Source organism: Streptomyces deccanensis (genome assembly GCF_022385335.1).
Lineage (GTDB): Bacteria > Actinomycetota > Actinomycetes > Streptomycetales > Streptomycetaceae > Streptomyces > Streptomyces deccanensis.
This window is the reverse complement of the sequence record NZ_CP092431.1, coordinates 2,013,220-2,038,418: the sequence shown is the minus strand read 5'-3', so window position 1 is coordinate 2,038,418 and position 25,199 is coordinate 2,013,220. Positions and strand designations below refer to the sequence as shown.

Here is a 25,199-nt window from a genome sequence, read left to right as displayed (position 1 = left end):
CGCCCCGATCGCGCGCCCTCGGCCGGGGGGCCGCCCGCGCCGCGTCGCCCGCAGCGGCCGCCCGTGGCGGGTGCCCCCGCGCGGCCCAGCACACCGCCCCGTCCGTCCTCGGCGCCTACGTCGACACCGGGCGCGTTCCGGGACGTACGGCACCCGGGTACGGCGGAAGCGCCCAACGCCGGTCAGAACAGCGGGAGTTCCGACAGCCAGGGCGAGCCGGGGCTGCCCTCCCGGACGCGGGGTTCCGGCCCGGCCGCCGGTCACGCGGCGCCTTCGCGAGGCCCCCAGCGACCGACTCCCCACCGGCCCGCCCACGGCTCCGGCGAGACGAACGGGCGTAACCCGGTGCACGGTTCGGGAGAGACGACGGGTCAGACTCCCGCGCGGGGTGCCGGGCAGGCGGCGACCGGTCGTGGTCCCGGCCGTGATTCCGCGCAGAGCGTCAACGGGCGTGGCCCCGCGCGGGTTTCGGGTGAGTCCGTCGGGCAGAGCACCGGGCGGGGTTCCGCCGTGAACGGTGGCAGTGACGGTGACGGTGGCGGTGGCCGACGCCGCGCCGAACACCCGCGCTTCTCCGACTTCCGACGCACCGCGAACCAGAACGCCGGCACCCCCGCCACCCCGCCCCCGCCCCCGGCGGCCTCGGCCCGTTTCCCGGACACGCCCCCCAGGGGCTCGGCCCGCTTCCCGGCGACCCCTCCGACGACGTCGGCCCCTTCCCCGGACGCCCGGCCCGCCGCGTCGCCCCGCCTCCCCGACGACCAACGAGCGGCCTGGACCCGCTACCTGAACACCCCGCCGCCGACAGCGACACGTTTCCCGGACGGCCCGCCCGCGCCGTCGTCACGTTTTCCGGACGAACCGCCCGCGGCGTCCGCTCGGTTCCCGGACGAGCCGCCGGCCGCCCGGCGGCCGGAGGGCACCCCGCCGCCGGCGTCGGCGCGCTTCCCGGACGCCCCGCCCGCCGTGCAGGACACCGGTCGGCGTACGTCCGCTGCCTCGCGGGCGGCGGGTGGCCGGTCCGGTGACTCGGGCGCGACGCTCGGCGACCGCGCGTCCCGGCCCACGGGCACTTCGGGACCCTCCGCCGCCGGCGCGCCACCTCGCCCCGCCGGGCCGCCCTCCGGCGGCATCGCGTCCCGTACCGGCGACTCCGGCCCCCGCGACGCGTCCCCCCGCCCGACCGGACAGCCCCCGGCGTCCGCACCGCGCGACCGCGTACCGGCATCCGACGGCGCCATGCCGTCCTCGCCCCTGCGCCGTCCGCTGGCCGAGGAAGTAGGCCCCCAGGGGACTCCCCGGCCGCGGCCCCTCACCCCCGAGCGCCCCGGTGGCTGGCAGCCACCGTCGGGTAACTCCCGGCGGTCGGCCGAGGCCCTCGACGGCGTGCTCGGCACACCTCAGGGGCGGCCCTTCGTGACGTTCGCGCAGCCGGACACCTCGCCGTGGACGCCGCCCGAGTCGCACGACGGACGGCGCACACCCCGGCCGACCAAGGCGCGGGCGGCGGCCGTGGCGGCGTGCGTGGTGCTCGGCGTGGGACTCATCGGCGGTGCGGCGGCCGGGAGTTGGCTCACCGGGGACTCCGGGGCCGACGACCCCCGCACCACCTTCGCCGCCGCGGGCGAGCTGTGGCACGGCGTACCCGTGGACGAACTGTTCCCGCCCACGGTCCAGGGCGAGGGCGCGGGACCCGGCGGCACCGACCGCACCTGGACCCGGATCGCCGTCGCGCCCGACAGCGGCTGCGCCGACGCCTTCGACCCGCTGCTGCGCAAGGCCCTGGCCCCGGTCGGCTGCCTGCGGCTGCTGCGCGCCACCTACACGGACGCGACCCGCAGCAACGTCACCACCGTCGGCCTGCTGTTCACCAAGACGGACGCCGCCGCCATGACCGCGCTCAAGGCCCGCTTCACGCAGGACCGGCTCGACCGCCGCACGGATCTGATGCCCCGCCCGTACGCCGCCGAGGGCACCGTCGCCGCCGGCTTCGGCGACGACCAGCGGGCCTCCTGGACGATCTCCGTCCTCACCGACGTCCCCGTGGTCGTCTACGCCGTCTCCGGCTTCGCCGACGGCCGCACCGTCACCGAACCGCAGGCCGCCGAGGACGCGATGGCGTCCGGTGCGACCACCGCGCCCGCCCAGTCCGGCCTCGGCCACGAGGCGAAGGGCCTCGCCGACCGCATCGAACGCGGCCTGCGCAGGACCGCCGCGTCCGCCACGGAGCAGCCTTCATGAAAGCCGACAAACCCGAGACCACCGCCCCCGCTCCCGCGCACGCCACACCCCACAGCGCCACCGCGCCCCCCGCGGTCGTCGCGCGCGCCCCCAGAGCCCAGCTCCGACGGCGTCTGCGGAGCGGTCTGCTCACTGTGTCCCTCGCCGCCTCCCTGGCGCTCCTGCCGTCCACCGCCGCCCACGCCGACGGCATCCGGGACCAGCAGTGGGCGTTGGACGCGATGCGCACGCAGGAGGCGTGGCGGACGACGAAGGGCGCCGGGATCACCGTCGCCGTGCTCGACACCGGCGTCGACGACGAGCACCCCGACCTGGCCGGCAACGTCCTGCCGACGAAGGACATGATCGGCTTCGGCGCGTCGCGCGGCGACGACTCCTGGGCCCGGCACGGCACCGCCATGGCCGGCATCATCGCCGGCCATGGCCACGGCGTGAACCGCTCCGAAGGCGTCCTCGGTATCGCCCCCGAGGCCAAGATCCTCCCCGTCCGCGTCATCCTCGAGGACGGCGACCCGTCCCGCTCCAAGGCCCGCAGCACCCGGGGCAACGCCCTCGCCGACGGCATCCGCTGGGCCGCCGACCAGGGCGTCGACGTCATCAACCTCTCCCTCGGCGACGACTCCGAGTCCGCCCACCCGGAACCCTCCGAGGACGCGGCCGTCCAGTACGCCCTGGCGAAGGGCTCGGTCGTCGTCGCCTCGGCCGGCAACGGCGGCGAGAAGGGCGACCACGTCTCCTACCCGGCGGCCTACCCGGGCGTGATAGCGGTGACCGCGGTCGACGAGGATGGCGATCGCGCCCCGTTCTCCACCCGCCGCTGGTACGCCACCGTCAGCGCCCCCGGCATGCACGTCGTCATCGCCGACCCGGACCGCAAGTACTACGAGGGCTGGGGCACCAGCGCCGCCGCGGCCTTCGTCTCCGGCGCCGCCGCCCTCATCCGGGCCGCCCACCCGGGACTCACCCCCGCCCAGGTCAAACGCCTCCTGGAGGAGACCGCCCGCGAAGCGCCGGTCGGCGGTCGCGACGACTCCCGGGGCTTCGGCTTCGTCGACCCGGCCGCCGCCATCGAGGAGGGCGGCAAGCTCGAACCCGACGACCTCAAGGCCGCGTCGTACGGCGGCAGGTACTTCGGCTCCGGCCCGGACCCGGTCGAGGAGGAGGACCCCACCGCCGCCTGGACGGCCCCCGCCGCGGGCGGCCTCGGCGTGGTCCTGCTGATCGCCGCGGTGGTGATCTGGCGCGGCCGGGGTCGCGGCCGCCCCGACGAGTACATCGTCTGACCCTCGCGCCTACGGGCCGGTGGCAACCTCCGCCACCTCCGCCTCTGCCGCAGCGTCCACCGTCTCCGCCGTACCCGCCGTACCCGTGAAGACCGACACCCCCGCCTTCGCCGCCGCCTCGACCGACGCGATCCCCTTCGCCTTCGTCGTGTGACCGTCCGACACCACGGCGACCAGAAACTCCCGCCCGTCCACCGAGACCCGGCCGACGCTGTTGATGTCCCACAACCCGGTGGCGGTACGGGGCAGCCACCCGTTCTTCAGCGCGAAGCCGGACCCCGGGGCCCCGCCCGTCGCCGCGGCCGAGACACCCCAGTCCTGGCCCTCGGCGATCCGCCCCATCAGATCCTGGACGTACGCCCGCGAGGCCGCGCTCAGCTCGGAGGTGTCGTCGTCCCCGAACACCTGCCGGAGCAGGACGAGTTGATCGGCCGCCGTGGTCTGGGTGAGGCCCCAGTACAGCCCGTCGCCGCCCTCGGTCGCCGTCAGCCCGAACCGCTCGTTCGCCGCGTCCAGGCCGGCCGACTGCCCGATGGCCTTCCACAGCGCCGTCGCGGAGGCGTTGTCGCTGTCGCGGATCATCGCCGAGGCGTACGTCCTCTCCTGCGCGGTGAGCCGCCGGTCCGCGTCCTGCGCCTGGAGCAGCAGCGCCGCCAGGATGTCCAGCTTGACGATGCTCGCGGTGTCGAACCGGCCGTCCCCGTACCCGGCCGAGTCGCCGGACGCCACGTCGAGCACGGCCACGGAGACCGCCGCCCCGTCCTCGACGGTCACCGCCGCGAGGGCCGTCGCGAGCAGTTCGTCGTGGTCCACCTCGGGTGCCGCCACCGGTTCCACCGAAGCCTCCTCAGTGAGCACCGACGAGGGTGTCGATGACGCCGACGACGATACGGCGACGGCGCCGCCGTCCTGCGCCTGGGCCCGCATGAACACCGTCCCCGCGGCCGTGCCGCCCACCAGGACGAGCGAGGCGAGCGCGAGGTGCAGGAGCGGACGGCGACCGACCGACGTACGGGCGCGGCGGCGAGCTCGGCGAGAGGGCATGCTCGATGGTTCTGCGCCGGGCTGTGCCTGTGGTTAGGCCCTTGTTAGATGGTTGTCAGGGTTGGCTGAGAAAACCGTGAGTGAGGTGACGACCACGTTTCCGGCCCCCCGAACGCCCAGGAGACTTCCCCCGATAGGGTCGACGACCGTGGCGAACAAGAACATTCCCGACCCCGGCTTCTCCGACGACGACGGCTCCGCCGACCCCCGGCTGAGCGCCGCGCTCGCCGCCTGGGCCGACGACCGGACCGCCGTGGGCCCCGTCCTCGAGGCGCTCGAGGGCGCCCGGCTGCTCGTGCCGGTCGTGGCGGTGCTCGGCGAGGTCGAGGTGGACGAGAAGGGGCTGCGCCGCGAGAAGACCAGCGACATGGCGGTGCCCACCCTTCAGGCCGGCGGCCGCACCGCCCTGCCCGCCTTCACCTCCACCGAGAGCCTCGCCCGCTGGGACGCCGCCGCCCGCCCGGTCGCCGTACCCCTGCGGCAGGCTCTCCAGGCCGCCGCGCACGAGAAGGCCGACACGATCGTCCTCGACCTGGCAGGCCCCGTCCCCTTCGAGCTGACCGGCCGCGCCCTGCTCGCGCTCGCCGAGGGGCGCACCACCACCGACCCGCTCGCCGACCCCGCCGTCCTCGACGCCGTACGTTCCGCCGTAGCCGCCGAACCGGCCGTGCTCCGCGCCCACCTCGGCCCCGGGCAGGCCGACGGCACCCTGGCCCTGGTCCTCGACGCGTCCGCGCCCCCGGCCGAGACGGCGCGGTCCGTCGCCGGGCGCCTCGCCGCCGACGAGACGCTGAGGGCCCGCCTGGTACGCGGCCTCGACCTGGCACTGCTGCCGGCCGGGGCGACACCACCGGGCGAGCCCCTGTACGTACGGGCGTAGCCGTCGAGTACGGCCACGAGGCCGTAGTGGCTAGCCGTAGATCGGGCCCGTGTACTTCTCGCCCGGGCCCTGGCCCGGCTCGTCCGGGACGAGCGACGCCTCGCGGAACGCCAGCTGCAGCGACTTCAGACCGTCGCGCAGCGGGGCCGCGTGGAAGGAGCTGATCTCGGTCGCGGAGGCGTCCAGCAGACCGGCGAGGGCGGTGACCAGCTTGCGGGCCTCGTCCAGGTCCTTGTACTTGTCGCCCTCCTCGGTCAGACCGAGCTTCACCGCGGCGGCGCTCATCAGGTTGACGGCGACCGTCACGATCACCTCGACCGCGGGGACCTCGGCGATGTCGCGGGTCATCGAGTCGAAGTCGGGGTTCTCAGGAGGGGTCTCACTCATGCCCCACACGATAGGCCCCGCCACCAGCCTCCCGACCTGCGGGAGTCCGCCGCCGCCCGATTGGCACGTCAGGTTTGAACCCGGTATGGTGGTGTCAACGACCGGCTGGACACCTGTGTGCCCGGCCCGCAAGTGGAGGCTCCGCACTCCCACCTGACCGCCCTCCGGGACGGCAGGTCACCCGGTCAGACGGCCCCCACCGTTCCGTACGGACGGTGGAGTCGTCCGATATTGCGCCCCGCGGCACACCCGCGGCGGTGCTCCGGCAGTACATGGAGCCCCGCCTGTGTCCCGTCCCGGGGCATTTTTCATGCCTCCCGATGGTTGGTCTTGATGTCAACCAGACATAACGCGGCGGTCCGCCAGACCGTCGTGTGGTGCTACCGAGGAGGATCCATCAGCGCCGAGCCCCGCATCAACGACCGGATTCGCGTTCCCGAGGTGCGACTTGTCGGTCCCAGCGGCGAGCAGGTCGGGATTGTTCCGCTTGCCAAGGCCCTGGAGCTTGCGCAGGAGTACGACCTCGACCTGGTCGAGGTGGCCGCGAACGCACGTCCGCCGGTCTGCAAGCTCATGGACTACGGGAAGTTCAAGTACGAGTCGGCCATGAAGGCCCGTGAGGCGCGCAAGAACCAGGCGCACACGGTCATCAAGGAGATGAAGCTCCGGCCGAAGATCGACCCGCACGACTATGACACCAAGAAGGGTCACGTCGTCCGGTTCCTCAAGCAGGGCGACAAGGTCAAGATCACGATCATGTTCCGTGGTCGCGAGCAGTCCCGGCCGGAACTCGGCTACCGACTGCTGCAGCGTCTCGCGGAGGACGTCCAGGACCTCGGTTTCGTGGAGTCGAACCCGAAGCAGGACGGCCGCAACATGATCATGGTTCTCGGTCCGCACAAGAAGAAGACCGAGGCGATGGCCGAGGCCCGTCAGGCGCAGGAAGCCCGGAAGGCGGAAGCGAAGGCCAATCCTGGCAAGTCGCAGAACGCCGCCGACGCCGAGCACGCCGATGTCGACGTCGAGGCGCCGGCCGAGGAACCTGCCGAGGCGTAAGTCCCCGGGACGCGAGTCCGGGGGAAGCCCTGGACACCGGTCCAGGGTGCCAACCGAAAGAAATGACGTTCCGTCGTGCCCGGTTTCGCGACCGGGCACCGGAGCGCCACTGACGAGGAGAGAACGGCGCTATGCCGAAGAACAAGTCGCACAGCGGTGCCAGCAAGCGCTTCAAGATCACCGGCTCCGGCAAGGTGCTCCGTGAGCGCGCCGGCAAGCGCCACCTGCTCGAGCACAAGTCGTCCCGCGTGACGCGTCGCCTCACCGGCAACGCCGAGATGGCCCCGGGCGACGCCGCGAAGATCAAGAAGCTTCTCGGCAAGTGACGTACCCGGCGCCCCTCGTGAGCGCCGTACGTCAGGACCGGGACCCCATCGATTTCGGGTCGTGTGACGACAACCACGGCCCCGCTACAAGGAGTTAAAAAGTGGCACGCGTCAAGCGGGCAGTCAACGCCCACAAGAAGCGCCGGGCGATCCTCGAGCAGGCCTCCGGCTACCGCGGTCAGCGTTCGCGCCTGTACCGCAAGGCCAAGGAGCAGGTCACCCACTCGCTGGTCTACAACTACAACGACCGCAAGAAGCGCAAGGGCGACTTCCGTCAGCTGTGGATCCAGCGCATCAACGCCGCTGCCCGCGCCAACGGCATCACCTACAACCGCTTCATCCAGGGTCTGAAGGCCGCGAACATCGAGGTCGACCGCAAGATCCTCGCGGAGCTGGCCGTCAACGACGCCACGGCGTTCGCCGCGCTCGTCGAGGTCGCGCAGAAGGCGCTGCCGGCGGACGTGAACGCGCCCAAGGCGGCGTGACGCTGCGCTGGCTCTGAGCCGCGTATGACCCGGGCCCGCAGGTGCAAGCTGCCTGTGGGCCCGGGTTTTTTGGGTGCGTTGCCGGGTGCGGCTCCGGTGGGGCTTCTCGCGCAGTTCCCCGCGCCCCTCAAGGGCCTCCGGCCCTTTCGGGCCGAAAAGCACGGGGCGCAGCCCCGGCTTTTCAGGGGCGCGGGGAACTGCGCGAGGAACCACGGACCACCCGTACTCGCCCACGCACCCGCACCCCCGAGCTCTCAGGCGCCCCTCCCCACCCCCTCGATCCAAAAGGTGACCCATGCCCACCCCTGAGTTGATCTCCCCCCGCTCCGCCCGCGTCTCCGCGGCCCGGCGGCTCGGGAAGCGGAACTTCCGGGGGAAGGACCGGCTCTTCCTCGCCGAGGGCCCGCAGGCCGTCCGGGAGGCCACCGGGCGCCCGGACACCTTGGTCGAGCTCTTCGTCACGGTCGACGCCGCGGAGCGCTACGCCGACATCGTCCAAGACGCCCGCACCGCCGGCGCCCGCGTCCACCTCGCCGACGAGGCCGTCATCGCCGACATCTCCACCACCGTCACCCCGCAGGGCCTCGTCGGGATCTGCCGGTTCCTCGACACCCCGTTCGAGGAGATCCTCGCCGCGCGCCCGCGGCTCGTCGCCGTACTCGCCCACGTCCGCGACCCCGGCAACGCCGGCACCGTCCTGCGGTGCGCAGACGCCGCCGGCGCGGAGGCCGTCGTCCTCACCGACGCCTCCGTGGACCTCTACAACCCCAAGGCCGTGCGCGCCTCCGTCGGCTCGCTCTTCCATCTGCCGGTGGCTGTCGGCGTACCCGTCGAGGACGCCGTCGCGGGGCTCAAGGGCATCGGCGTACGCGTCCTCGCCGCCGACGGCGCGGGGCGGGACGACCTCGACGACGAGCTGGACAAGGGCACCATGGGCGGGCCCACGGCCTGGGTGTTCGGCAACGAGGCCTGGGGGCTGCCCGAGGAGACCCGGGGGCTCGCCGACGCCGTCGTCCGCGTACCGATCCACGGAAAGGCGGAAAGCCTGAACCTGGCGACCGCCGCCGCCGTATGTCTCTACGCGTCCGCCCGCGCACAGCGCGCCTTCGGAGGGTGCCGCACCGTCACGCCCAGCTAGTAGGGTGACGGGCTCGGGGGCCCACTGCACAACGCGAGAGGTGGGGTACGGGGATGAGGGTCGGCACGAGCAGCACACCGGTGGCACGGGACGTGCGCGCCACATCCGCGGCCCGGCAGGGCGACCTCGCCGACCTGGGCATCGACCCCGACGACCTCCCCGACGGACTGGTCGTGGCCGACGAGAACGGCCGCGTGATCTGCTTCAACGCCGCCGCCGCACGGATCACCGCCACCCCCGCCGCCGACGCCCTCGGCCGCCCCCTCGAATGGGCCCTCCCGTTAGAAGACCTCGAAGGCCGCCGCTGGTGGCAGCTGACCGACCCGTACGGAGGGCTCGCCATCCGGGTCGGACAGCCCGAGCGGAACCTGCTCCTGCCGGGGGCGCGGGAGATCCTCGTGTCGGCGCGCTACATCCGTAGCGAGCCCACCGGACCCGTCCGCCGGGTCGTCGTCTCCCTCCGCGACACCGAGGCCCGGCGCCGCACCGAGCGCAGTCACGCGGAGCTGATCGCCACCGTCGCCCACGAGCTGCGCTCGCCCCTGACGTCGGTCAAGGGGTTCACCGCGACGCTGCTCGCCAAGTGGGAGCGGTTCACGGACGACCAGAAGAAGCTGATGCTGGAGACCGTCGACGCCGACGCCAACCGGGTCACCCGGCTCATCGCCGAGCTGCTCGACATCTCGCGGATCGACTCGGGACGGCTCGAGGTACGACGCCAGCCCGTCGACATGGGCGCCGCCGTCGGCCGGCACATCCAGGCCTATGTCGCCGCCGGACAGCCCGCCGACCGGTTCATGCTGCGGATCGAGCAGCCGTTGCCCGCCCTGTGGGCCGACCCCGACAAGATCGACCAGGTGCTGAGCAACCTGCTGGAAAATGCGGTGCGGCACGGCGAGGGAACCGTCACGATTGACGTCACGCCCACGGCGTCCCCCCGGGAGGGGGAGGACACCGGTACGTCGGTCACGGTGAGCGACGAGGGCAGTGGCATCCCGGAGGAGTCCATGAACCGCGTCTTCACCCGCTTCTGGCGGGGCAGCAAGCGCGGCGGCACCGGCCTCGGGCTGTACATCGTCAAGGGCATCGTCGAAGCCCACGGCGGCACCATCACCGTCGGACGCGCCCCGGGCGGCGGCGCCGAGTTCCGATTTACGTTGCCCGTGGCGGCGCCGGCCTACCTGGCCTGAGCACCACGGGCGCGTTCGCAACACCTCCACCCCGTTAGACTCGGCCTTTGGCACCTTTGTGTCCCAAAAACCGTGACGATCTGTCCACGAGTCGGTACGGGGACCATCCGCCAGCCAATCGGAAGCACGGGAAGAGATGTCGGCACCGAATAAGTCGTACGACCCTGTAGAGGTCGAGGCCTTGAAACCGGAAGAGATCGAGCGCATGCGGGACGAGGCGCTCGCCGCCTTCGCCGCCGCGGACTCCCTCGACGCGCTCCAGGAGGCCAAGGTCGCCCACACCGGCGGCACCTCCCCGCTGGCCCTCGCCAACCGCGAGATCGGCGCGCTGCCCCCGCAGGCCAAGGCCGCCGCGGGCAAGCTCGTCGGCCAGGCCCGGGGCGCGGTGAACAAGGGCCTCGCCGCCCGACAGAGCGAGCTGGAGGCCGAGCGCGACGCCCGGGTGCTGGTCGAGGAGGCCGTGGACGTCACGCTGCCGTACGACCGCGTCCCGGCCGGCGCCCGCCACCCGCTCACCACCCTGTCGGAGCGCATCGAGGACATCTTCGTGGCCATGGGCTACGAGGTCGCCGAGGGCCCGCAGGTCGAGGCGGAGTGGTTCAACTTCGACGCCCTCAACATCGGCCCGGACCACCCGGCCCGCGGTGAGGCCGACACCTTCTTCGTGCAGGGCCCGGAGGGCGGCACCGAGTCCGGTGTCGTGCTGCGCACTCACACCTCGCCCGTGCAGATCCGCTCCCTGCTGGAGCGCGAGCTGCCGGTGTACGTGATCTGTCCCGGCCGCGTGTACCGCACCGACGAGCTGGACGCCACGCACACCCCGGTCTTCCACCAGGTCGAGCTGCTCGCCGTCGACGAGGGCCTGACCATGGCCGACCTCAAGGGCACCCTCGACCACATGGTCCAGTCGCTGTTCGGCGAGGGCATGAAGACCCGGCTCCGGCCGAACTTCTTCCCGTTCACCGAGCCGTCCGCCGAGATGGACATGCTCTGCTACGTCTGCAAGGGCACCTCCGTCGGCAACCCCGACCGGCCCTGCCGCACCTGCTCCAGCGAGGGCTGGATCGAGCTCGGCGGCTGCGGCATGGTCAACCCCCGGGTCCTCACCGCCTGCGGTGTCGACCCCGAGAAGTACAGCGGATTCGCCTTCGGGTTCGGCATCGAGCGGATGCTGATGTTCCGCCACAACGTCGAAGACATGCGAGACATGGTCGAGGGTGACGTCCGGTTCACCCGGCCGTTCGGGATGGAGATCTGATGCGGGTCCCGCTTTCCTGGCTGCGGGAGTACGTCGACCTGCCGGCCACCGAGACCGGTCGTGACGTCCAGGCCAAGCTCATCTCGGCCGGTCTGGAGGTCGAGACCGTCGAGCAGCTCGGCGACGGCCTCAAGGGCCCCCTCGTCGTCGGTCAGGTGCTGACCATCGAGGAGCTGACGGAGTTCAAGAAGCCCATCCGCTTCTGCACCGTCGACGTCGGCACCGCCAACGGCACCGGCGAGCCCCAGGAGATCGTCTGCGGCGCCCGCAACTTCGCCGTCGGCGACAAGGTCGTCGTGGTCCTCCCGGGCGCCGAACTGCCCGGCGGCTTCGCCATCTCCGCGCGCAAGACCTACGGCCGCAACTCGCACGGCATGATCTGCTCCAGCGACGAGCTGGGCATGGGCGACGACGGCACCAAGGGCATCATCGTGCTGCCGCCGGAGACCGAGGTCGGCAAGGACGCGATCGAACTGCTGGAGCTGGTCGACGAGGTCCTGGACATCGCCGTCACGCCCGACCGCGGCTACTGCCTGTCGATCCGCGGCGTCGCCCGCGAGACCGCCATCGCCTACGGCCTCCCGCTGCGCGACCCGGCGCTCCTCGACGTACCCGGCCCGAACGCGTTCGGCCACCCCGTCCAGGTCTCCGACCCGCTCGGCTGCGACCGCTTCACCGCCCGCACCGTCACCGGTCTCGACCCCGAGGCGCGCTCCCCGATCTGGCTCAAGCGCCGGCTGCAGAAGGTCGGCATGCGCCCGATCTCCCTCGCCGTCGACATCACCAACTACGTGATGATGGAGCTGGGCCAGCCCCTGCACGCCTACGACCGCTCCCTCGTCCAGGGCACGATCGGCGTCCGCCGGGCCGAGGAGGGCGAGAAGATCGTCACCCTCGACGGCGTCACGCGGAAGCTGCACGCCGAGGACCTGGTGATCACCGACGAGCGCGGCCCCATCGGCCTCGCCGGTGTCATGGGCGGCGCCAACACCGAGATCGCCGACCACGACGCAGCCGAGAACGGCGGGAACGCCTCCACCGACGTCGTCATCGAGGCCGCCCACTTCGACCAGGTCGCCATCGCGCGCACCGCCCGCCGGCACAAGCTGTCGTCGGAGGCGTCCCGCCGCTTCGAGCGCGGCGTCGACCCGCTGGCCGCGGCCGCCGCCGCCCAGCGCACCGTCGACCTGCTGGTGCTCCTCGCGGGCGGCACCGCCGACGCGGGCGTCACCGAGGTGATCGCCCCGTCCGCACCCCGCACGATCACGATCCCGGCGGACCACCCGGACAAGGTCGCGGGCGTCGCGTACGGCCGCGAGACCGTCGTACGCCGCCTCCAGGAGGTCGGCTGCGACGTCTACGGGACGGACGAGCTGATCGTCACCGTGCCGTCCTGGCGGCCCGACCTCACCGACCCGAACGACCTCGCCGAAGAGGTCATCCGCCTGGAGGGCTACGAGAACCTGCCCTCCACGCTGCCCAAGCCCCCCGCGGGGCGCGGCCTCACCCACCGGCAGCGACTGCACCGCCGGGTCGGCCGGGCGCTGGCCGGCGCCGGATACGTCGAGGCGCCGAACTACCCCTTCATCGGTGAGCAGGTCTTCGACCAGCTCGGCCTGGAGGCGGACGACCCGGCCCGCCGTGTCGTCCGGCTCACCAACCCGCTCAACGACGAGGAGCCCGCGCTCCGCACGTCGCTGCTGCCGGGTCTGCTGGGCGCGCTGCGCCGCAACGACGGCCGGGGCACGCACGACCTCGCCCTGTTCGAGACCGGCCTGGTCTTCCTCCCCCGTGAGGAGCAGCGTGTCGCCGTCGCGCTGCCGGTCGACCGCCGGCCCACCGACGAGGAGATCGCGACGCTGAACGCCGCGCTGCCCGAGCAGCCGCGCCACGTCGCCGTCGTCGTCGCCGGGGCCCGCGAGCAGGCCGGCTGGTGGGGCAAGGGGCGTCCCGCCGACTGGGCCGACACCGTCGAGGCCGGCCGCGCGGTCGCCCGCGAGGCCGGTGCCGAACTGGTCGTCCGCAAGGGCCAGTACGGTCCCTGGCACCCCGGGCGCTGCGCCGAGTTCGTGGTCGTCGCCGACGGCACCGAGCGGGTCGTCGGCCACGCCGGCGAGCTGCACCCGCGCGTCCTCAAGGCGCTCGGGCTGCCGGCCCGGACCGCCGCGATGGAGATCGACCTGGACGCCCTGGAGCAGGTGGGGGACGGCACCCCGCAGGCGCCGAGCATCTCCACGTTCCCGGTCGCCACGCAGGACGTCGCGCTCGTCGTCGACGCGTTCGTGCCGCACGCCGACGTGGAGGCCGCGCTGCGTGAGGGCGCCGGTGAACTCCTGGAGGGCATCCGCCTGTTCGACGTCTACGAGAACGCGGAGCAGCTGGGCGACGGGCGGAAGTCGCTGGCGTACGCGCTGCGCTTCCGGGCCGCGGATCGCACGCTGACCGTCGACGAGGCGTCGGCGGCCCGCGACGCTGCGGTCGCCCTCGCGGGCGAGCGCACGGGAGCGGTGCTGCGTAGTTAGGGCGCCTCGGGTGCCCAGGGGGCACGGGGACAAGTCCCTGTGCCCCCGGCCCGTCCCCATGTCACCTCACTCATTCGGGTGACAATCCAGGGTGATCGCCCCCAACCGGGCGTGCTGTGGACAGAATCGGACCGGCCTCTCTGGGCCGTACGCGCTGTCCGGGCCTGATGGGGGGCCAACGGCATGATTCGAAACAGGGCCGGGGCCCCTCGTCGGGCGTGGTCCCGGGGGCGCCGCCTCTCCGGTCGGCTCGGCGCCGGGATCGTCGGCGGTGCCGTCGTCCTCGCCGCCGGCACCGGGCTGATGCTCCACGTCAGACGGAGGATGCTGCGGGAAGTGCGGCAGGCGCGCGCCGTCGCGGGCGCCGTGCGGAGCGTCCTGCTCAGGCCGCTGCCCGCACGGATCGACGGACTCGCCACCGCCGCCGCCCAGCTCTCCGCCGACCGGGGCGCGACCGTCGGCGGCGACCTGTACGAGGTGATCGCCACCGAGCACGGCGTACGGGTGGTGATGGGCGACGTACGCGGTCACGGCCTCGCCGCGATCGGGACCGTCGCCGCCGTCCTCGGCAGCTTCCGCGAGGCCGTCCACGACGAGGCCGAACTCGCCGGGGTCCTCGCCCGTCTCGACCGTGCCCTCGCCCGGCACCTCCGCGCCCGCGCCGAGGACACCGAGGACTTCGTCACGGTCCTCCTCCTGGAGATCACCCCCGACGGCGAACTCAACGCCCTCAACTGCGGCCACCCCTGGCCCTACCTGCTCGGTGTCGACCGAGCGGCACCCCTCGCCCGCGCCGACCCGCTGCCCCCGCTCGGCCTCTTCCCGCTCCCCGCCGAACTCCCGGTCACCGCCTGCGGCCAACTCCTGCCCGGCGAGGCCCTGTTCCTCCACACGGACGGCGTGGAGGACGCGAGGGACAGCGAGGGCCGCTTCTTTCCTCTGGCGGGCGCGCTGAGGCAAACCGTACGAGGCCGTCCCATCTCTCCTCAGTCGGTCCTTCGCGCCGTCTTCACGCAACTCCTCCGCCACACGGCGGGAAGGCCCAAGGACGACATCGCGATACTGGTACTCCGCAACGATCGCCCACTTGTCTTGAGGGGCGCGGGGAACTGCGCGACCAGCCACCAACGACCCGCAGCCGACGCCCCACCCGTAGCGCCCACCCCGTAGTCGCCCCCGTTCCGCCCGGCAGGGCCACCGCACTGTACGAGGGGGAGCCGGCGGCCCGGCCGGCCTCTTGGCGAGGGATCCCAGTCAACCTGTCCGAAACTCTCTGCGACAGCGCGCACACAGCGCGAATTCGGGCGTTCCCGTCACACCCCGTGTGAAGAGGGAGGCGCTACGCTGCGATTCGCCGGCACCGAGCCACCGGAGGGCCTCCATGCAGCCCAATACCCTGCTCGACGCGATCCTCGACGAGGCCGGTATCTCCCACGCCGGTCTCGCCGCCCACGTCAACCAGGCGGGACGGGCCCGGGGGCTGGCGCTGAGATACGAACACACCGCCGTGGCACGGTGGTTGAAGGGGCAGCGGCCGCGCGGACAGGTGCCCGACCTGATCTGTGAGGTGCTCGCGGGGCGGCTGCGCCGTACCGTCACCCTCGACGACATCGGGCTCGGTGTGCCGGGCGAGGCCGCCGCCCCACACGGTGCCGGACTCTCCGGGTTCGTGGAGCGCGCAACCGCCCTGTGGCGCTCCGACGAACAACAGCGCCCCCATGTCCTCGGCGCCCCCGCCGTCACCGGGACGCCCGCCGTGATGCCCGTCTGGGAGTGGGAGAACCCGCCGGAGGACGTCGACGTCTCCCGGGGCGGACGGCACCGCGTCAGCATGGCCGACATCGAGATGCTGCGCGCGGCCCGGACGCACTACGAGCAGATGTACCGCAAGGCCGGGGGCGTCGCGACCCGCACCCGGATCGTCGGGTTCCTCAACGCCGAGGCCGCGCCGCTGCTGCGGGGCAGCTACACCGACGCCACCGGCCGCCAACTGCACCGGGCCACCGGCGGGTTGGTCGCGATCGCCGGGATCTGCGCGTACGACTCCGACGCCCACGGCCTGGCCCAGCGCTACTTCCACCAGGCGCTGCGGCTGGCGAAGGCCAGCGGGGACCGGGGGCTGGGGGCGTATGTGATCGCGCTCCTCGTCAACCAGTCGCTGTTCATGCGGGAGCACCGGCAGGCCGTCGCCTTCGCCGAGGCCGCGCTGCGCACGGCCGGCACGCACATCACCCCGGCGCTCGCCTCCGACCTGTACGCGATGCAGGCGAAGGCGTACGCGCACCTGGGCGACGGCACGAGCGCGCTGTCCTGCATCCGGCGGGCTGAGCAGGCCGCCGAGCGCATCCGGCGCGGGCACGAACCGGATGAGACCGGCTATGTCCAACCCGGCCTGGTGAACGTCCAGGTGGCGGAGGCGCTGCTCAGCCTCGGTGACCTGACGGCAGCGGCGGAGCACGCCGCGGCGGCCGTCGACACCCCGGCGCACGACCGGGGGCGGGTGCACCGGCTCGCGATGCTCAGCCACATCGAACTGCGGCAGGGCAACGCGGACAAGGCGGTGGCCACCGCCGTCGAGATGGCCGAGCGGGCGCGCGGAATGGAGTCCATGCGGCTGCGTGACAGACTCCGGGCGGTACGCGAACACCTCGTGCGCAACGGCTGCGCGGGGACCTCCGAGGCCGCCGAACTCATCGACGGGGCACTGCGCGTACCGCTCTGACGCCGTCCCGGGACGCGGCCGTGCACCGGCTGTGCGCCTGCTGTCACCTAGCTACTGCTGCGATATTGCCACTTACTCGGCGGAAGGTGGCAGAACCGTGCAGTGGACGAAACAGAGCGAACAAACTGTGTACTCGAACCGCTGGTTCAGCGTCAATCTCGCGGATGTGGCGCTGCCGGACGGGCGGCACCTCGATCACTTCCTGATACGGCTGCGGCCTGTCGCCGTGGCCACCGTGGTCAACGAGGCGAACGAGGTGCTGCTCCTGTGGCGGCACCGCTTCATCACCGACAGCTGGGGCTGGGAACTCGCGGCCGGCGTCGTCGAGGACGGCGAACCCGTCGTGGAGGCCGCCGCCCGCGAACTGGAGGAGGAGACCGGATGGCGGCCGGGACCCCTGCACCACCTGATGAGCGTCGAGCCCTCCAACGGGCTCACCGACGCCCGGCACCACATCTACTGGGCCGACGAGGGCGCGTATGTCGGTCACCCCGTGGACGACTTCGAGTCGGACCGTCGGGAATGGGTTCCCCTCAAGCTCGTCCCCGACATGGTCGCCCGCGGCGAGGTCCCGGCCGCCAACATGGCGGCCGCCCTGCTCCTGCTGCACCATCTGCGGCTCGGGCAGGACACCAAGCCCTGAATCCCCGCGCGTCCCGCCCGAGGGACCCTAACGGCCCAGCGCCTGCCAGATGGACACCACGAGGGCGCCCAGGGCCGTGAGGGCCGCCACCGCGGGCAGCGGCCAGCGGGCGTGCTCCAGGGTGACGACCCGGGTGTTGAGGTCGTCGAGTTCCTTGGCGCTCTGTTCGGCGCGGTGGCTCAGCAGGGTCAGCCCTCCTTCGACGCGTGTGTGCGCCACATCCAGGCGGCGGCGTAACTCAGCGAGTTCGCCGTGGTGCACGGGATGCTCGGGGTCGATGGCCACGAGTCCGCTCCTCTCTGTAGTCAGCGCATCCCTTGCATGCGCACGTGAAGTCAACTCGCCTGGTGGACGGGTGGGGAGAGTGTGCGAACGGCATATGCGTGTCCGCCGCGCACACGGTGTGTGAATGCGACGGGCCCGGCACCTCGTGGGTGCCGGGCCCGTACGCGCAAGGGAACTGACGGTGCGTAACCGGACTGCCGGGGATCAGGCGTACGCGTAGAAGCCCGACCCGGACTTCCGGCCGAGCCGCCCCGCGTCCACCATGCGCTGGAGCAGCGGGGGAGCGGCGTACAGCGGTTCCTTGTACTCCTCGTACATCGAATTGGCGATGGAGACGATGGTGTCCAGGCCGATCAGGTCGGACAGCTTCAGCGGGCCCATCGGGTGGGCGCAGCCCAGCTCCATGCCGTTGTCGATGTCCTCGCGGCCCGCGATGCCCGACTCGAACATCCGGATCGCGGAGAGCAGGTACGGCACCAGCAGCGCGTTGACGACGAAGCCCGAGCGGTCCTGGGCCCGTACGGCGTGCTTGCCGAGCACCTTCTCGGCGAACAGCTGCGCCCGGCTGAGCGTGCCCTCGGAGGTGGTCAGCGCCGGGATCAGCTCGACGAGCTTCTGCACCGGGGCCGGGTTGAAGAAGTGGATGCCGATGACGTGGTCCGGCCGCGAGGTGGCGACCGCGAGCTTCACCAGCGGGATCGAGGAGGTGTTGGAGGCGAGGATCGCGTCCGGGCGGGTCACCACCTGGTCGAGCACCTGGAAGATCTCCGTCTTCACCTGCTCGTTCTCCACGACCGCCTCGATGACGAGGTCACGGTCGGCGAACTCGCCGAGATCGGTGGTGAAGCTCAGGCGCGCCTGGGTCTCGTCCCGCTCGGCCTCGGTGATCTTGCCGCGCTCGGCGGCCTTGGACAGGGAGTTGAACAGCCGGGTACGGCCGATCTCCAGGGCTTCGCCGGTGGTCTCGGCGACCTTGACGTCCAGTCCGGCGCGGGCGCACACCTCGGCGATGCCCGCTCCCATCTGGCCGCAGCCCACGACTCCGACGCGTGCAATGTCTCCCGCCGGGATGTCCGTCACATCGTCCCTTTCAGTGGTGTTCTTGGCCGGCAGATACCCCTGGTGGGGGCCTGCGCCAAACCTGCACGTTACCCGCGACGCCTACTGATCAGTATTCCGGGTGTCACATGGAAGGCTGGTCCGGGATCGGTCCGCGCCGGGGCGGACAGGCGTGACGCGGTAGGCGGAGGTACGAGGATGCATCGGAAGCCACGGATGTCACGGCGGGCGTTCTGGGCGACCGCCGCGGCGACCGTCGTGGCCGCGGGCGGCGTGGTGGCGGGCACCGCCATCGCCGGCGGCGACCCGAGTCCGCGCCGCAGGGCCGGCGAGGGCGAGCTGCGCGGCATGTGGCTGGCGTCCGTCCTCAACCGGGACTGGCCCTCGAAGGCCGGCCTGACCGCCGCCCAGCAGCGCGCGGAACTCCTCGCCCACCTCGACACCGCCGTGGAGCGCCGCCTCAACGCGGTGATCTTCCAGGTCCGCCCGAGCGCCGACGCCCTCTGGCCCTCCCCGTACGAGCCGTGGTCGCAGTACCTCACCGGCACCCAGGGCAAGGACCCCGGCTGGGACCCGCTGGGCACGGCCGTCAAGGAGGCACACGCCCGTGGGCTGGAACTGCACGCCTGGTTCAACCCGTACCGGGTCGCGGTCCACACCGACCCGAGCCGGCTGGTCGCCTCCCATCCGGCCCGGCAGCACCCCGACTGGGTCGTCCCCTACGGCGGCAAGCTCTACTACAACCCCGGCATCCCCGCCGTCCGCGCCTTCGTGGAGAAGGCCATGCTCGACGCCGTCCGCAGGTACGCCGTGGACGCCGTGCACTTCGACGACTACTTCTACCCGTACCCGGTGGCGGGCCAGGTCTTCGACGACGACGCGGCGTACGACGCGTACGGCGGGAGCTTCCCCAACCGGGCGGCCTGGCGGCGCGCCAACATCGACCTGCTGGTGCGGGAGACGGCGGCCCAGATCAAGACGATCCGCCCCGGCACCCAGTTCGGGATCAGCCCCTTCGGCGTGTGGCGCAACGCCGAGACCGACGCGCTGGGCTCGGACACCCGGGCGGGCGTGCAGACCTACGACGACCTGCACGCGGACACCCGGAAATGGGTCCGGGAGAACTGGATCGACTACATCGTCCCGCAGCTGTACTGGAACATCGGCTTTACCGCCGCCGACTACGCCAAGCTCCTGCCCTGGTGGGCGAAGACCGCCCAGGGCAGCGGGACGCGGCTGTACATCGGGGAGGCCCTCTACAAGGCGGGCGACCCGGCGCAGCCCGCGGCCTGGCAGGACCCGGCCGAACTGTCCCGCCACCTCACCCTGGCCCGCGACTACCCGGAGGCACGCGGCCACGTCTTCTTCTCGGCCAAGGAGGTCAAGGAGGACAAGATCGGCGCCATGGCCCGAGTGGTCACCGACCACTACCCACAGCCGACCCGCACCGCACGCTGACGGCGATCCGCAGCTCAGGAAATGGAGGCACCGGCGGTGGGCCGCACACCGCTCTTGGCCTGCCGGGTGCGCTCGTCCATCAGCCGCAACGCCTCTTCGGCGCGCTCGCTGGTGGCGGTCTGCTTCGACCCCAGGGCGAAGACCCACAGGACCGTGTTGCCCGTACGGGCCTTGATGGACAGCGTGGTCGCCTCGCCGACCTTCCTTCGGGTCACCTCGTGCTCGTCACCGACCGAGCCGGAGAGCGTGAGCCCGGTGCCGCCCAGGTCCAGTGCGGCGTACAGGTCATGCGCCGCGCGCTCGCTCCGGAAGGAGTACAGGGTGAAGCTCAGGCGCACCCACTCCTGCGGTGTCCGTCTTCCCCGCGTGAACTCCGACTGGCCGAGGGCCACCAGGTCGTCGCACTCATCGGTGAACAGGTTCTGACACAGGAAACGGTCCGCGTCGGCGGTCGGCTTGACGACGTTGTCCCAGCCCGGCAGAGCGGCCGCGTCCGGCATCGCCTGCCGGACGTGCGATACGCGCAGCACGGGCACGGGGGTGCGGACGGCCGTGGTGGCCGGTGTGCCGCCGGAGGCACAACCGGCGAGCAGCAGGCACGCCGTCACCGCCCCCGCCACCCCGCGTCTCCATCGGCTGCCGCCGCTCACCGCCACGCACCCCACCCCCGTGTTCGAGTGGCGTGATCATACGCACGCGGAGGGGCGCGACGGCACGCGTTTCCGCCGACCACTGCCGGCGGTCGGCGGGAGCGCCTCGCTGACTGACGGAAACGGGGTGTCGGGGCCGGGGCGTCGGGGCTGTCGTTACTCGGTTTCTCCGAGGTGGCGGACGACGGTGTCGGGGCCCGGGGACATCAGGGCCTCGTGCCCGTCGTCGAACCTGACCCGGTAGGGCGGGTTCCCGTTCTGGCCGAGCACCTCCAGGACCTCCGCGGTCCGGTCGTGGTGCCCGACGGTCCTGCCGTGCACCAACAGGGTGTCGCCTTTGGCTGCCTGCATCGGGGGCCTCCTCGTCTCGCACGGGAGTGGCGGTCCGTGACCGCAGTCTATTGCGGGCGGCGCCGAATGGACCGGGGTGAGTACGGCTCTCACGCGCTCCCGCGCCCGACTCAGGCGGACGAGCGCTGGGTGACCGCGATGCAGACCAGTACCGCGGCGGCCGTCAGGGGCGCGGCCGGGGTGAGCTGCTCACCGAGGAGCAGCACCGACCACACCAGTGTGAGCAGCGGCTGCGCCAGCTGCAACTGGCTGGCCTTCGGTATGCCGATCGCCGCCATACCCCGGTACCAGACGACCAGCCCCAGGAACTGGGACCCGGCCGCCACCCACAGCAGCCCGGCCACGCTGTGCGCCGTCAGCTGCGCCGGCTCGTACGACAGGGCCAGCAGCGCGCCCGGCACGCTCAGCGGCAGACAGAGCACCAGGGCCCAGCCGATGACCTGCCAGCCGGGCATCACCCGGGCCAGTCGCCCGCCCTCGGTGTAGCCGGCCGCGCACACCAGCAGGGCGCCGAAGAGGTAGAGGTCGGCCGTGGTGAGCGAGCCGCCGCTCTGGGTCACGGTGAACACCAGCACCGCGGCGGCTCCGGCGAGCGCGGCCGCCCAGAAGGTGCGCGAGGGGCGGCTGCCCATCCGCAGTGCCGAGAACAGGGCGGTCGTCAGCGGAAGCAGACCGACCACGACGGCGGCGTGCGCGGTGGTGGAGGTCTGGAGCGCGAGCGTGGTCAGCATCGGGAAACCCAGCACGACACCGGCGGCCACCACCGCGAGCCCGGCCCAGTGCCGACGCCCCGGCGGGGGCACCCGCAGAACCAGCAGACAGACACCCGCGATGACGGCCGCCAGGGCGCTGCGCACGGCGACCAGCGACCAGGGCCCGAAGCCCTCCAGACCCCACGCGGTGGCAGGGAACGTGAGGGAGAAGGCAGTGACGCCGAGGGCCGCCTGGAGCGTGCCGCCGGCCCGGAGTCGCTGACCGCGCGATAGCGCGGCGGGGCGGGCAGCGGCGGGAGCCGCGCCGGCGGCACGGGCTCCCGGAGTGGTCGGTCCCGGCTCGGTGTCCTGCCGCGTGCCCGTGCCCACCGCTACTGAGGAATCGGCGATAGCGCTATTCTCTGCTCTCATGCAAGAGCGTAGCAGTGTCGCGGAACTGGTGGAACAGCTGCGGAAGGAGCTCGACCGCTACTCCGTGGGTGGAAAGCTGCCGTCGAGTCGTGCCCTCGTCGAGCGGTTCCGGGTGAGCCCGGTGACCGTGTCGCGGGCCCTGGCGCAGCTGTCCGCCGAGGGGCTCGTGGTGACCCGGCCGGGGGCGGGCGCCTTCCGGGCCGGCCCGCGCGAGGGCGCCACGGCGGCCGTGGGCGACACCTCCTGGCAGGAGGTCGCGCTGAGCGCGGACGGCAGCGCCGAGCCCTCGCCCCGCACGGTGGACGCCTCCGGGGTCCTGGTCTCGCTCGCCTCCCCGCCGCCCGGCGTCATCGAGTTCAACGGCGGCTATCTGCACCCGTCGCTGCAGCCGGAGCAGGCGATGGGCGCCGCCCTGTCCAGGGCCGGGCGCCGGCCCGGGGTGTGGGCGCGGCCGCCGGTCGAGGGGGTGCCGGAGCTGCGCGAGTGGTTCGCGCGGAGCATCGGCGGAGGGATCACCGCGGCCGAGGTGATCGTCGCGGCAGGCGGCCAGTCCGCCCTGACCACCGCCCTGCGCGCCCTCGCACCGCCCGGGGCGCCCGTACTCGTCGAATCGCCCACCTACCCCGGCATGCTGGCGATCGCCCGGGCGGCCGGCCTGCGGCCGGTGCCGGTGCCGGTGGACGCCGACGGGGTCAGACCCGCTCTCCTCGCCGACGCGTTCAAGGCGTCCGGCGCCCGGGTCCTCGTCTGCCAGCCGCTCTTCCAGAACCCCACCGGTGCCGTCCTGTCGGCCGACCGCAGGGGCGAGGTGCTGCGGATCGCCCGCGCGGCGGGGGCCTTCGTCGTGGAGGACGACTTCGTGCGCCGTCTCGCGCACGAGGACGCGGGGCCCCTGCCCCGGCCCCTGGCGGCCGACGATCCCGACGGCGTGGTCGTGCACGTCTCCTCGCTGACCAAGGCGACCTCGCCCAGCTTCCGGGTGGGTGCCCTGGCCGCGCGGGGCCCGGTCCTGGAACGGCTGCGCGCCATCCAGGTCGTCGACACCTTCTTCGTGCCGCGCCCCCTTCAGGAGGCCGCCCTCGAACTCGTCGGCTCGCCCGCCTGGCCCCGCCATCTCCGGTCGGTCGCAAGGGAGTTGCAGAACCGACGAGTCGCACTCACCTCCGGGCTGCGGTCGCGCCTGCCTCAACTCGCCCTGCCCCACATCCCCTCCGGCGGCTACCACCTCTGGTTGCGGCTCCCCGACGGCACCGACGAACCCGCCCTGGTCGCCGCCGCCCTCCGCGCGGGTGTCGCCGTCACCCCCGGCCGCCCCTACTTCAGCGCCGAACCCCCGGCCGGACACCTGCGGTTGAGCTTCGCGGGTGTCGCGGGCGCGGGCGAGATCGCGGAAGGGGTACGGCGGCTGGAGGAGGCCGTAAACGGTTCGACAGCGGGCGCCCGGCCTGCGAACGTCCTGCCATGAGCGACGAGTCGAACCCCGCCGTCCCCCCGGGCTACGAGATCTCCGACGATCCCGGACGCATCGACGTCGGACGGGTCCACCACTGGCTGTCCACCGACGCCTACTGGGCCCTCGGCCGCGCCCGCGAGAAGCAGGAGAGCGCGATCAGGGGATCCCTCAACTTCGGCGCTTACGAGGTGGGTTCGGGGGAGCAGGTGGCGTACGCGCGGGTGGTGACCGACCGGGCCACGTTCGCCTGGCTCTGCGATGTGTACGTCGCCCCGTCGGCGCGCGGGAACGGGCTCGGCACCGCGCTGGTCGCGGCCGTGCGCGAGCACCTGCGGGCGTACGGTCTGCGGCGCGTCCTGCTCGCCACGCACGACGCGCACGGCGTCTACGCGAAGCTCGGGTTCGAGCCGCTCGCCAAGCCCGATCAGTGGATGGCTCTGATGTTCGAGTGAGGGGCCGGGTGCGGCGACGCGTGCCCGGAGTACCGGACGCGGTACCCCCGGTAACTCCTGAGTAACGCCTCTTGACCTGCGCAGAACCCCGTTCCACCATCGCCGCATGCATCTTCGGGTCACGTTCGTCGCCGCCGCGCGCTGCTCCTCGCTGCTCGCGGAGCGTTTCGAGGACGACCGGCCGCTGGACCAGGCCGGCTGGGACGAGGTGCAGCGCGCCGCCCATGAGCTGGTGCCGCTGGCGGCGGCCGAGCTGCGTTACTGCTCGCCCACGCCTCGCAGCCGGGCCACCGGGGACGCCCTCGGCTACGCGCCGCTGGCCCAGCCCGCGCTGCGGGACTGCGACATGGGCCGCTGGCGCGGCTTCACGCTGGGCGAGGCCATGGCGCGGGAGCCCTCGGCCGTGGACGCCTGGCTCGCCGACCCGCACTCCACCCCGCACGGCGGCGAGTCACTGATCGGCTTCATCTCCCGCATAGGCGGCTGGCTCGAGACCCGCCCGGTGGCCGAGGGCGGCCGGGTCGTCGCGGTGGCCGAGCCGTCCGTGCTGCGCGCCGCCCTGGTCTACGCGCTGAAGGCCCCGCCGTCGTCGTACTGGAACATGGACATCCGTCCGCTGTCGACGGTCACGGTCGCGGGCCACGCGGGCCGCTGGAACCTGCGGTTGGGCGCCGCGCAGTAGAAGCGGGGTCTCCGGCCGGCCGGTCGCGGGTGTAGTCGGTGACGAGGAGCAGATCCTTCGCGGGCCCGCCGACCCGCCAGGTCGTCCGCCAGCGGTCCTCGTCGTACACCTCGAACTCGCCCCGGTAGAGGTCGGCGACGCAGGGGTGGTCCGTGTGCCATCGCCCGGTCGTCAGATCCAGGTCGTGGAAGGGGCGGCCGTCGGCGAAACGGACGTCCGCCGTGCCGGGCGCGGCCCCCGGGAGGAAGCGCAGTGTGCGTTCCGCGGGGCGCGGGACGCCCTGCCAGACGAAAGTTCCGGATTCCCGGTGCAGAAGACCGCCGTCGTCCAGCGGGCTGAAAACGGTCGTCCCGGTGAACTCCCCTTCGGCGCCGTTCGCGAGGTCCCGAACGGACCGCTGGAGCCGCCAGTGCCCGCGGAGATGGGCCAGCACCTCCGGAACTGGCAGGAAAGCGCTCATCCGTCCTTCACTTCCGATCACTTCCGACACTTTCGGTGCCGTGTGACCCG

The 25,199-nt window shown here is 72.7% G+C and carries 25 protein-coding genes; 17 read left to right on the top strand and 8 right to left on the bottom strand.

Features of this window, described 5'->3' with window-relative positions; all coding sequences use genetic code 11:
• Window positions 1–510: 510 nt before the first annotated feature.
• Window positions 511–2,241, top strand: coding sequence for a hypothetical protein (locus L3078_RS09120; protein WP_239752835.1), 1,731 nt, complete (start codon window positions 511–513; stop codon window positions 2,239–2,241).
• Window positions 2,238–3,524 (top strand): type VII secretion-associated serine protease mycosin, encoded by a 1,287-nt coding sequence (mycP, locus tag L3078_RS09115; protein ID WP_239752834.1) that lies wholly within the window; start codon window positions 2,238–2,240, stop codon window positions 3,522–3,524. The genes L3078_RS09120 and mycP overlap by 4 nt, the downstream gene beginning before the upstream one ends.
• A 9-nt stretch (window positions 3,525–3,533) precedes the next feature.
• Here the strand turns inward: mycP and L3078_RS09110 are convergent, their stop codons facing one another.
• A complete protein-coding gene (locus L3078_RS09110) occupies window positions 3,534–4,568 on the bottom strand; it encodes a class A beta-lactamase-related serine hydrolase (protein WP_239752802.1) in 1,035 nt (344 codons plus the stop codon).
• Window positions 4,569–4,716: 148 nt separating this feature from the next.
• On the opposite strand from L3078_RS09110, the gene L3078_RS09105 reads away from it, so the two are divergent.
• Window positions 4,717–5,448, top strand: coding sequence for an SseB family protein (locus tag L3078_RS09105; RefSeq protein ID WP_239752800.1), 732 nt, complete (start codon window positions 4,717–4,719; stop codon window positions 5,446–5,448).
• Window positions 5,449–5,478: 30 nt separating this feature from the next.
• On the opposite strand, the gene L3078_RS09100 is transcribed toward L3078_RS09105, so the two are convergent.
• On the bottom strand, window positions 5,479–5,835 hold the full coding sequence (locus L3078_RS09100; protein WP_033531706.1) for a DUF1844 domain-containing protein: 357 nt from the start codon (window positions 5,833–5,835) through the stop codon (window positions 5,479–5,481).
• Between the two features lie 333 nt (window positions 5,836–6,168).
• Between L3078_RS09100 and infC the strand changes: the two genes are divergently transcribed.
• From infC to L3078_RS09045, 10 genes are all read left to right on the top strand, one after another.
• Complete coding sequence (gene infC, locus L3078_RS09095; RefSeq protein WP_239752795.1) at window positions 6,169–6,891, top strand: translation initiation factor IF-3; 723 nt, start codon at window positions 6,169–6,171, stop codon at window positions 6,889–6,891.
• Between the two features lie 131 nt (window positions 6,892–7,022).
• Entirely contained in the window at window positions 7,023–7,217 is a 195-nt protein-coding gene (rpmI, locus tag L3078_RS09090) for a 50S ribosomal protein L35 (protein WP_003977225.1), read from the top strand.
• A gap of 101 nt (window positions 7,218–7,318) precedes the next feature.
• Window positions 7,319–7,702, top strand: coding sequence for a 50S ribosomal protein L20 (rplT, locus tag L3078_RS09085; protein ID WP_033531708.1), 384 nt, complete (start codon window positions 7,319–7,321; stop codon window positions 7,700–7,702).
• A 295-nt stretch (window positions 7,703–7,997) separates the two neighbouring features.
• Complete coding sequence (locus L3078_RS09080) at window positions 7,998–8,840, top strand: TrmH family RNA methyltransferase (protein ID WP_239752758.1); 843 nt, start codon at window positions 7,998–8,000, stop codon at window positions 8,838–8,840.
• Between the two features lie 53 nt (window positions 8,841–8,893).
• The gene (locus L3078_RS09070) at window positions 8,894–10,030 is read left to right on the top strand and encodes a sensor histidine kinase (protein ID WP_275593131.1); all 1,137 of its coding nucleotides are present in this window, start codon (window positions 8,894–8,896) and stop codon (window positions 10,028–10,030) included.
• Between the two features lie 136 nt (window positions 10,031–10,166).
• Complete coding sequence (gene pheS, locus L3078_RS09065; protein WP_239752757.1) at window positions 10,167–11,288, top strand: phenylalanine--tRNA ligase subunit alpha; 1,122 nt, start codon at window positions 10,167–10,169, stop codon at window positions 11,286–11,288.
• The gene (pheT, locus tag L3078_RS09060; protein ID WP_239752722.1) at window positions 11,288–13,810 is read left to right on the top strand and encodes a phenylalanine--tRNA ligase subunit beta; all 2,523 of its coding nucleotides are present in this window, start codon (window positions 11,288–11,290) and stop codon (window positions 13,808–13,810) included. Before pheS ends, pheT begins: the two co-directional genes overlap by 1 nt.
• Window positions 13,811–13,993: 183 nt before the next feature.
• Complete coding sequence (locus L3078_RS09055; protein ID WP_239752708.1) at window positions 13,994–14,980, top strand: PP2C family protein-serine/threonine phosphatase; 987 nt, start codon at window positions 13,994–13,996, stop codon at window positions 14,978–14,980.
• 211 nt (window positions 14,981–15,191) lie between these two features.
• Window positions 15,192–16,532, top strand: a complete 1,341-nt coding sequence (locus L3078_RS09050; RefSeq protein ID WP_239752688.1) for an NsdA family TPR-like regulatory protein — start codon at window positions 15,192–15,194, stop codon at window positions 16,530–16,532.
• A 97-nt stretch (window positions 16,533–16,629) separates the two neighbouring features.
• The gene (locus L3078_RS09045) at window positions 16,630–17,175 is read left to right on the top strand and encodes an NUDIX domain-containing protein (protein ID WP_239752680.1); all 546 of its coding nucleotides are present in this window, start codon (window positions 16,630–16,632) and stop codon (window positions 17,173–17,175) included.
• A gap of 27 nt (window positions 17,176–17,202) precedes the next feature.
• On the opposite strand, the gene L3078_RS09040 is transcribed toward L3078_RS09045, so the two are convergent.
• Entirely contained in the window at window positions 17,203–17,460 is a 258-nt protein-coding gene (locus tag L3078_RS09040) for a hypothetical protein (protein WP_045557154.1), read from the bottom strand.
• A 204-nt stretch (window positions 17,461–17,664) separates the two neighbouring features.
• The gene (locus L3078_RS09035) at window positions 17,665–18,540 is read right to left on the bottom strand and encodes a 3-hydroxybutyryl-CoA dehydrogenase (protein WP_275593130.1); all 876 of its coding nucleotides are present in this window, start codon (window positions 18,538–18,540) and stop codon (window positions 17,665–17,667) included.
• 177 nt (window positions 18,541–18,717) lie between these two features.
• On the opposite strand from L3078_RS09035, the gene L3078_RS09030 reads away from it, so the two are divergent.
• Window positions 18,718–19,977, top strand: coding sequence for a glycoside hydrolase family 10-like protein (locus L3078_RS09030; protein WP_239752679.1), 1,260 nt, complete (start codon window positions 18,718–18,720; stop codon window positions 19,975–19,977).
• A 14-nt stretch (window positions 19,978–19,991) separates the two neighbouring features.
• On the opposite strand, the gene L3078_RS09025 is transcribed toward L3078_RS09030, so the two are convergent.
• The 3 genes from L3078_RS09025 to L3078_RS09015 form a co-directional block, all read right to left on the bottom strand.
• Entirely contained in the window at window positions 19,992–20,597 is a 606-nt protein-coding gene (locus tag L3078_RS09025) for a hypothetical protein (protein WP_239752677.1), read from the bottom strand.
• Window positions 20,598–20,783: 186 nt separating this feature from the next.
• A complete protein-coding gene (locus tag L3078_RS09020) occupies window positions 20,784–20,978 on the bottom strand; it encodes a DUF1918 domain-containing protein (RefSeq protein WP_239752669.1) in 195 nt (64 codons plus the stop codon).
• A 110-nt stretch (window positions 20,979–21,088) separates the two neighbouring features.
• On the bottom strand, window positions 21,089–22,102 hold the full coding sequence (locus L3078_RS09015) for a DMT family transporter (protein ID WP_239752667.1): 1,014 nt from the start codon (window positions 22,100–22,102) through the stop codon (window positions 21,089–21,091).
• Between L3078_RS09015 and L3078_RS09010 the strand changes: the two genes are divergently transcribed.
• The 3 genes from L3078_RS09010 to L3078_RS09000 all read left to right on the top strand — a co-directional run bounded on the left by L3078_RS09010 (window position 22,101) and on the right by L3078_RS09000 (window position 24,689).
• A complete protein-coding gene (locus L3078_RS09010; RefSeq protein WP_239752651.1) occupies window positions 22,101–23,567 on the top strand; it encodes an aminotransferase-like domain-containing protein in 1,467 nt (488 codons plus the stop codon). The two genes, L3078_RS09015 and L3078_RS09010, sit on opposite strands and share 2 nt — an antisense overlap.
• Complete coding sequence (locus L3078_RS09005; protein WP_239752644.1) at window positions 23,564–24,007, top strand: GNAT family N-acetyltransferase; 444 nt, start codon at window positions 23,564–23,566, stop codon at window positions 24,005–24,007. Before L3078_RS09010 ends, L3078_RS09005 begins: the two co-directional genes overlap by 4 nt.
• A gap of 106 nt (window positions 24,008–24,113) precedes the next feature.
• The gene (locus L3078_RS09000) at window positions 24,114–24,689 is read left to right on the top strand and encodes a histidine phosphatase family protein (RefSeq protein WP_239752634.1); all 576 of its coding nucleotides are present in this window, start codon (window positions 24,114–24,116) and stop codon (window positions 24,687–24,689) included.
• On the opposite strand, the gene L3078_RS08995 is transcribed toward L3078_RS09000, so the two are convergent.
• Complete coding sequence (locus L3078_RS08995) at window positions 24,634–25,149, bottom strand: DUF6314 family protein (RefSeq protein ID WP_239752632.1); 516 nt, start codon at window positions 25,147–25,149, stop codon at window positions 24,634–24,636. The two genes, L3078_RS09000 and L3078_RS08995, sit on opposite strands and share 56 nt — an antisense overlap.
• Window positions 25,150–25,199 lie beyond the last annotated feature (50 nt).

Bases quoted from the DNA above. Each gene is read 5' to 3' on its own strand.
- L3078_RS09005 (WP_239752644.1), top strand. From the start codon at position 23,564: ATGAGCGACGAGTCGAACCCCGCCGTCCCCCCGGGCTACGAGATCTCC.
- L3078_RS09100 (WP_033531706.1), bottom strand. From the start codon at position 5,835: ATGAGTGAGACCCCTCCTGAGAACCCCGACTTCGACTCGATGACCCGC.
- L3078_RS09070 (WP_275593131.1), top strand. From the start codon at position 8,894: ATGAGGGTCGGCACGAGCAGCACACCGGTGGCACGGGACGTGCGCGCC.
- pheT (WP_239752722.1), top strand. From the start codon at position 11,288: ATGCGGGTCCCGCTTTCCTGGCTGCGGGAGTACGTCGACCTGCCGGCC.
- rpmI (WP_003977225.1), top strand. From the start codon at position 7,023: ATGCCGAAGAACAAGTCGCACAGCGGTGCCAGCAAGCGCTTCAAGATC.
- L3078_RS09050 (WP_239752688.1), top strand. From the start codon at position 15,192: ATGCAGCCCAATACCCTGCTCGACGCGATCCTCGACGAGGCCGGTATC.
- L3078_RS09030 (WP_239752679.1), top strand. From the start codon at position 18,718: ATGCATCGGAAGCCACGGATGTCACGGCGGGCGTTCTGGGCGACCGCC.
- L3078_RS08995 (WP_239752632.1), bottom strand. From the start codon at position 25,149: ATGAGCGCTTTCCTGCCAGTTCCGGAGGTGCTGGCCCATCTCCGCGGG.
- L3078_RS09055 (WP_239752708.1), top strand. From the start codon at position 13,994: ATGATTCGAAACAGGGCCGGGGCCCCTCGTCGGGCGTGGTCCCGGGGG.
- L3078_RS09010 (WP_239752651.1), top strand. From the start codon at position 22,101: ATGCAAGAGCGTAGCAGTGTCGCGGAACTGGTGGAACAGCTGCGGAAG.
- L3078_RS09020 (WP_239752669.1), bottom strand. From the start codon at position 20,978: ATGCAGGCAGCCAAAGGCGACACCCTGTTGGTGCACGGCAGGACCGTC.
- L3078_RS09110 (WP_239752802.1), bottom strand. From the start codon at position 4,568: ATGCCCTCTCGCCGAGCTCGCCGCCGCGCCCGTACGTCGGTCGGTCGC.
- L3078_RS09000 (WP_239752634.1), top strand. From the start codon at position 24,114: ATGCATCTTCGGGTCACGTTCGTCGCCGCCGCGCGCTGCTCCTCGCTG.
- pheS (WP_239752757.1), top strand. From the start codon at position 10,167: ATGTCGGCACCGAATAAGTCGTACGACCCTGTAGAGGTCGAGGCCTTG.
- L3078_RS09015 (WP_239752667.1), bottom strand. From the start codon at position 22,102: ATGAGAGCAGAGAATAGCGCTATCGCCGATTCCTCAGTAGCGGTGGGC.
- infC (WP_239752795.1), top strand. From the start codon at position 6,169: ATGTCAACCAGACATAACGCGGCGGTCCGCCAGACCGTCGTGTGGTGC.
- mycP (WP_239752834.1), top strand. From the start codon at position 2,238: ATGAAAGCCGACAAACCCGAGACCACCGCCCCCGCTCCCGCGCACGCC.
- L3078_RS09080 (WP_239752758.1), top strand. From the start codon at position 7,998: ATGCCCACCCCTGAGTTGATCTCCCCCCGCTCCGCCCGCGTCTCCGCG.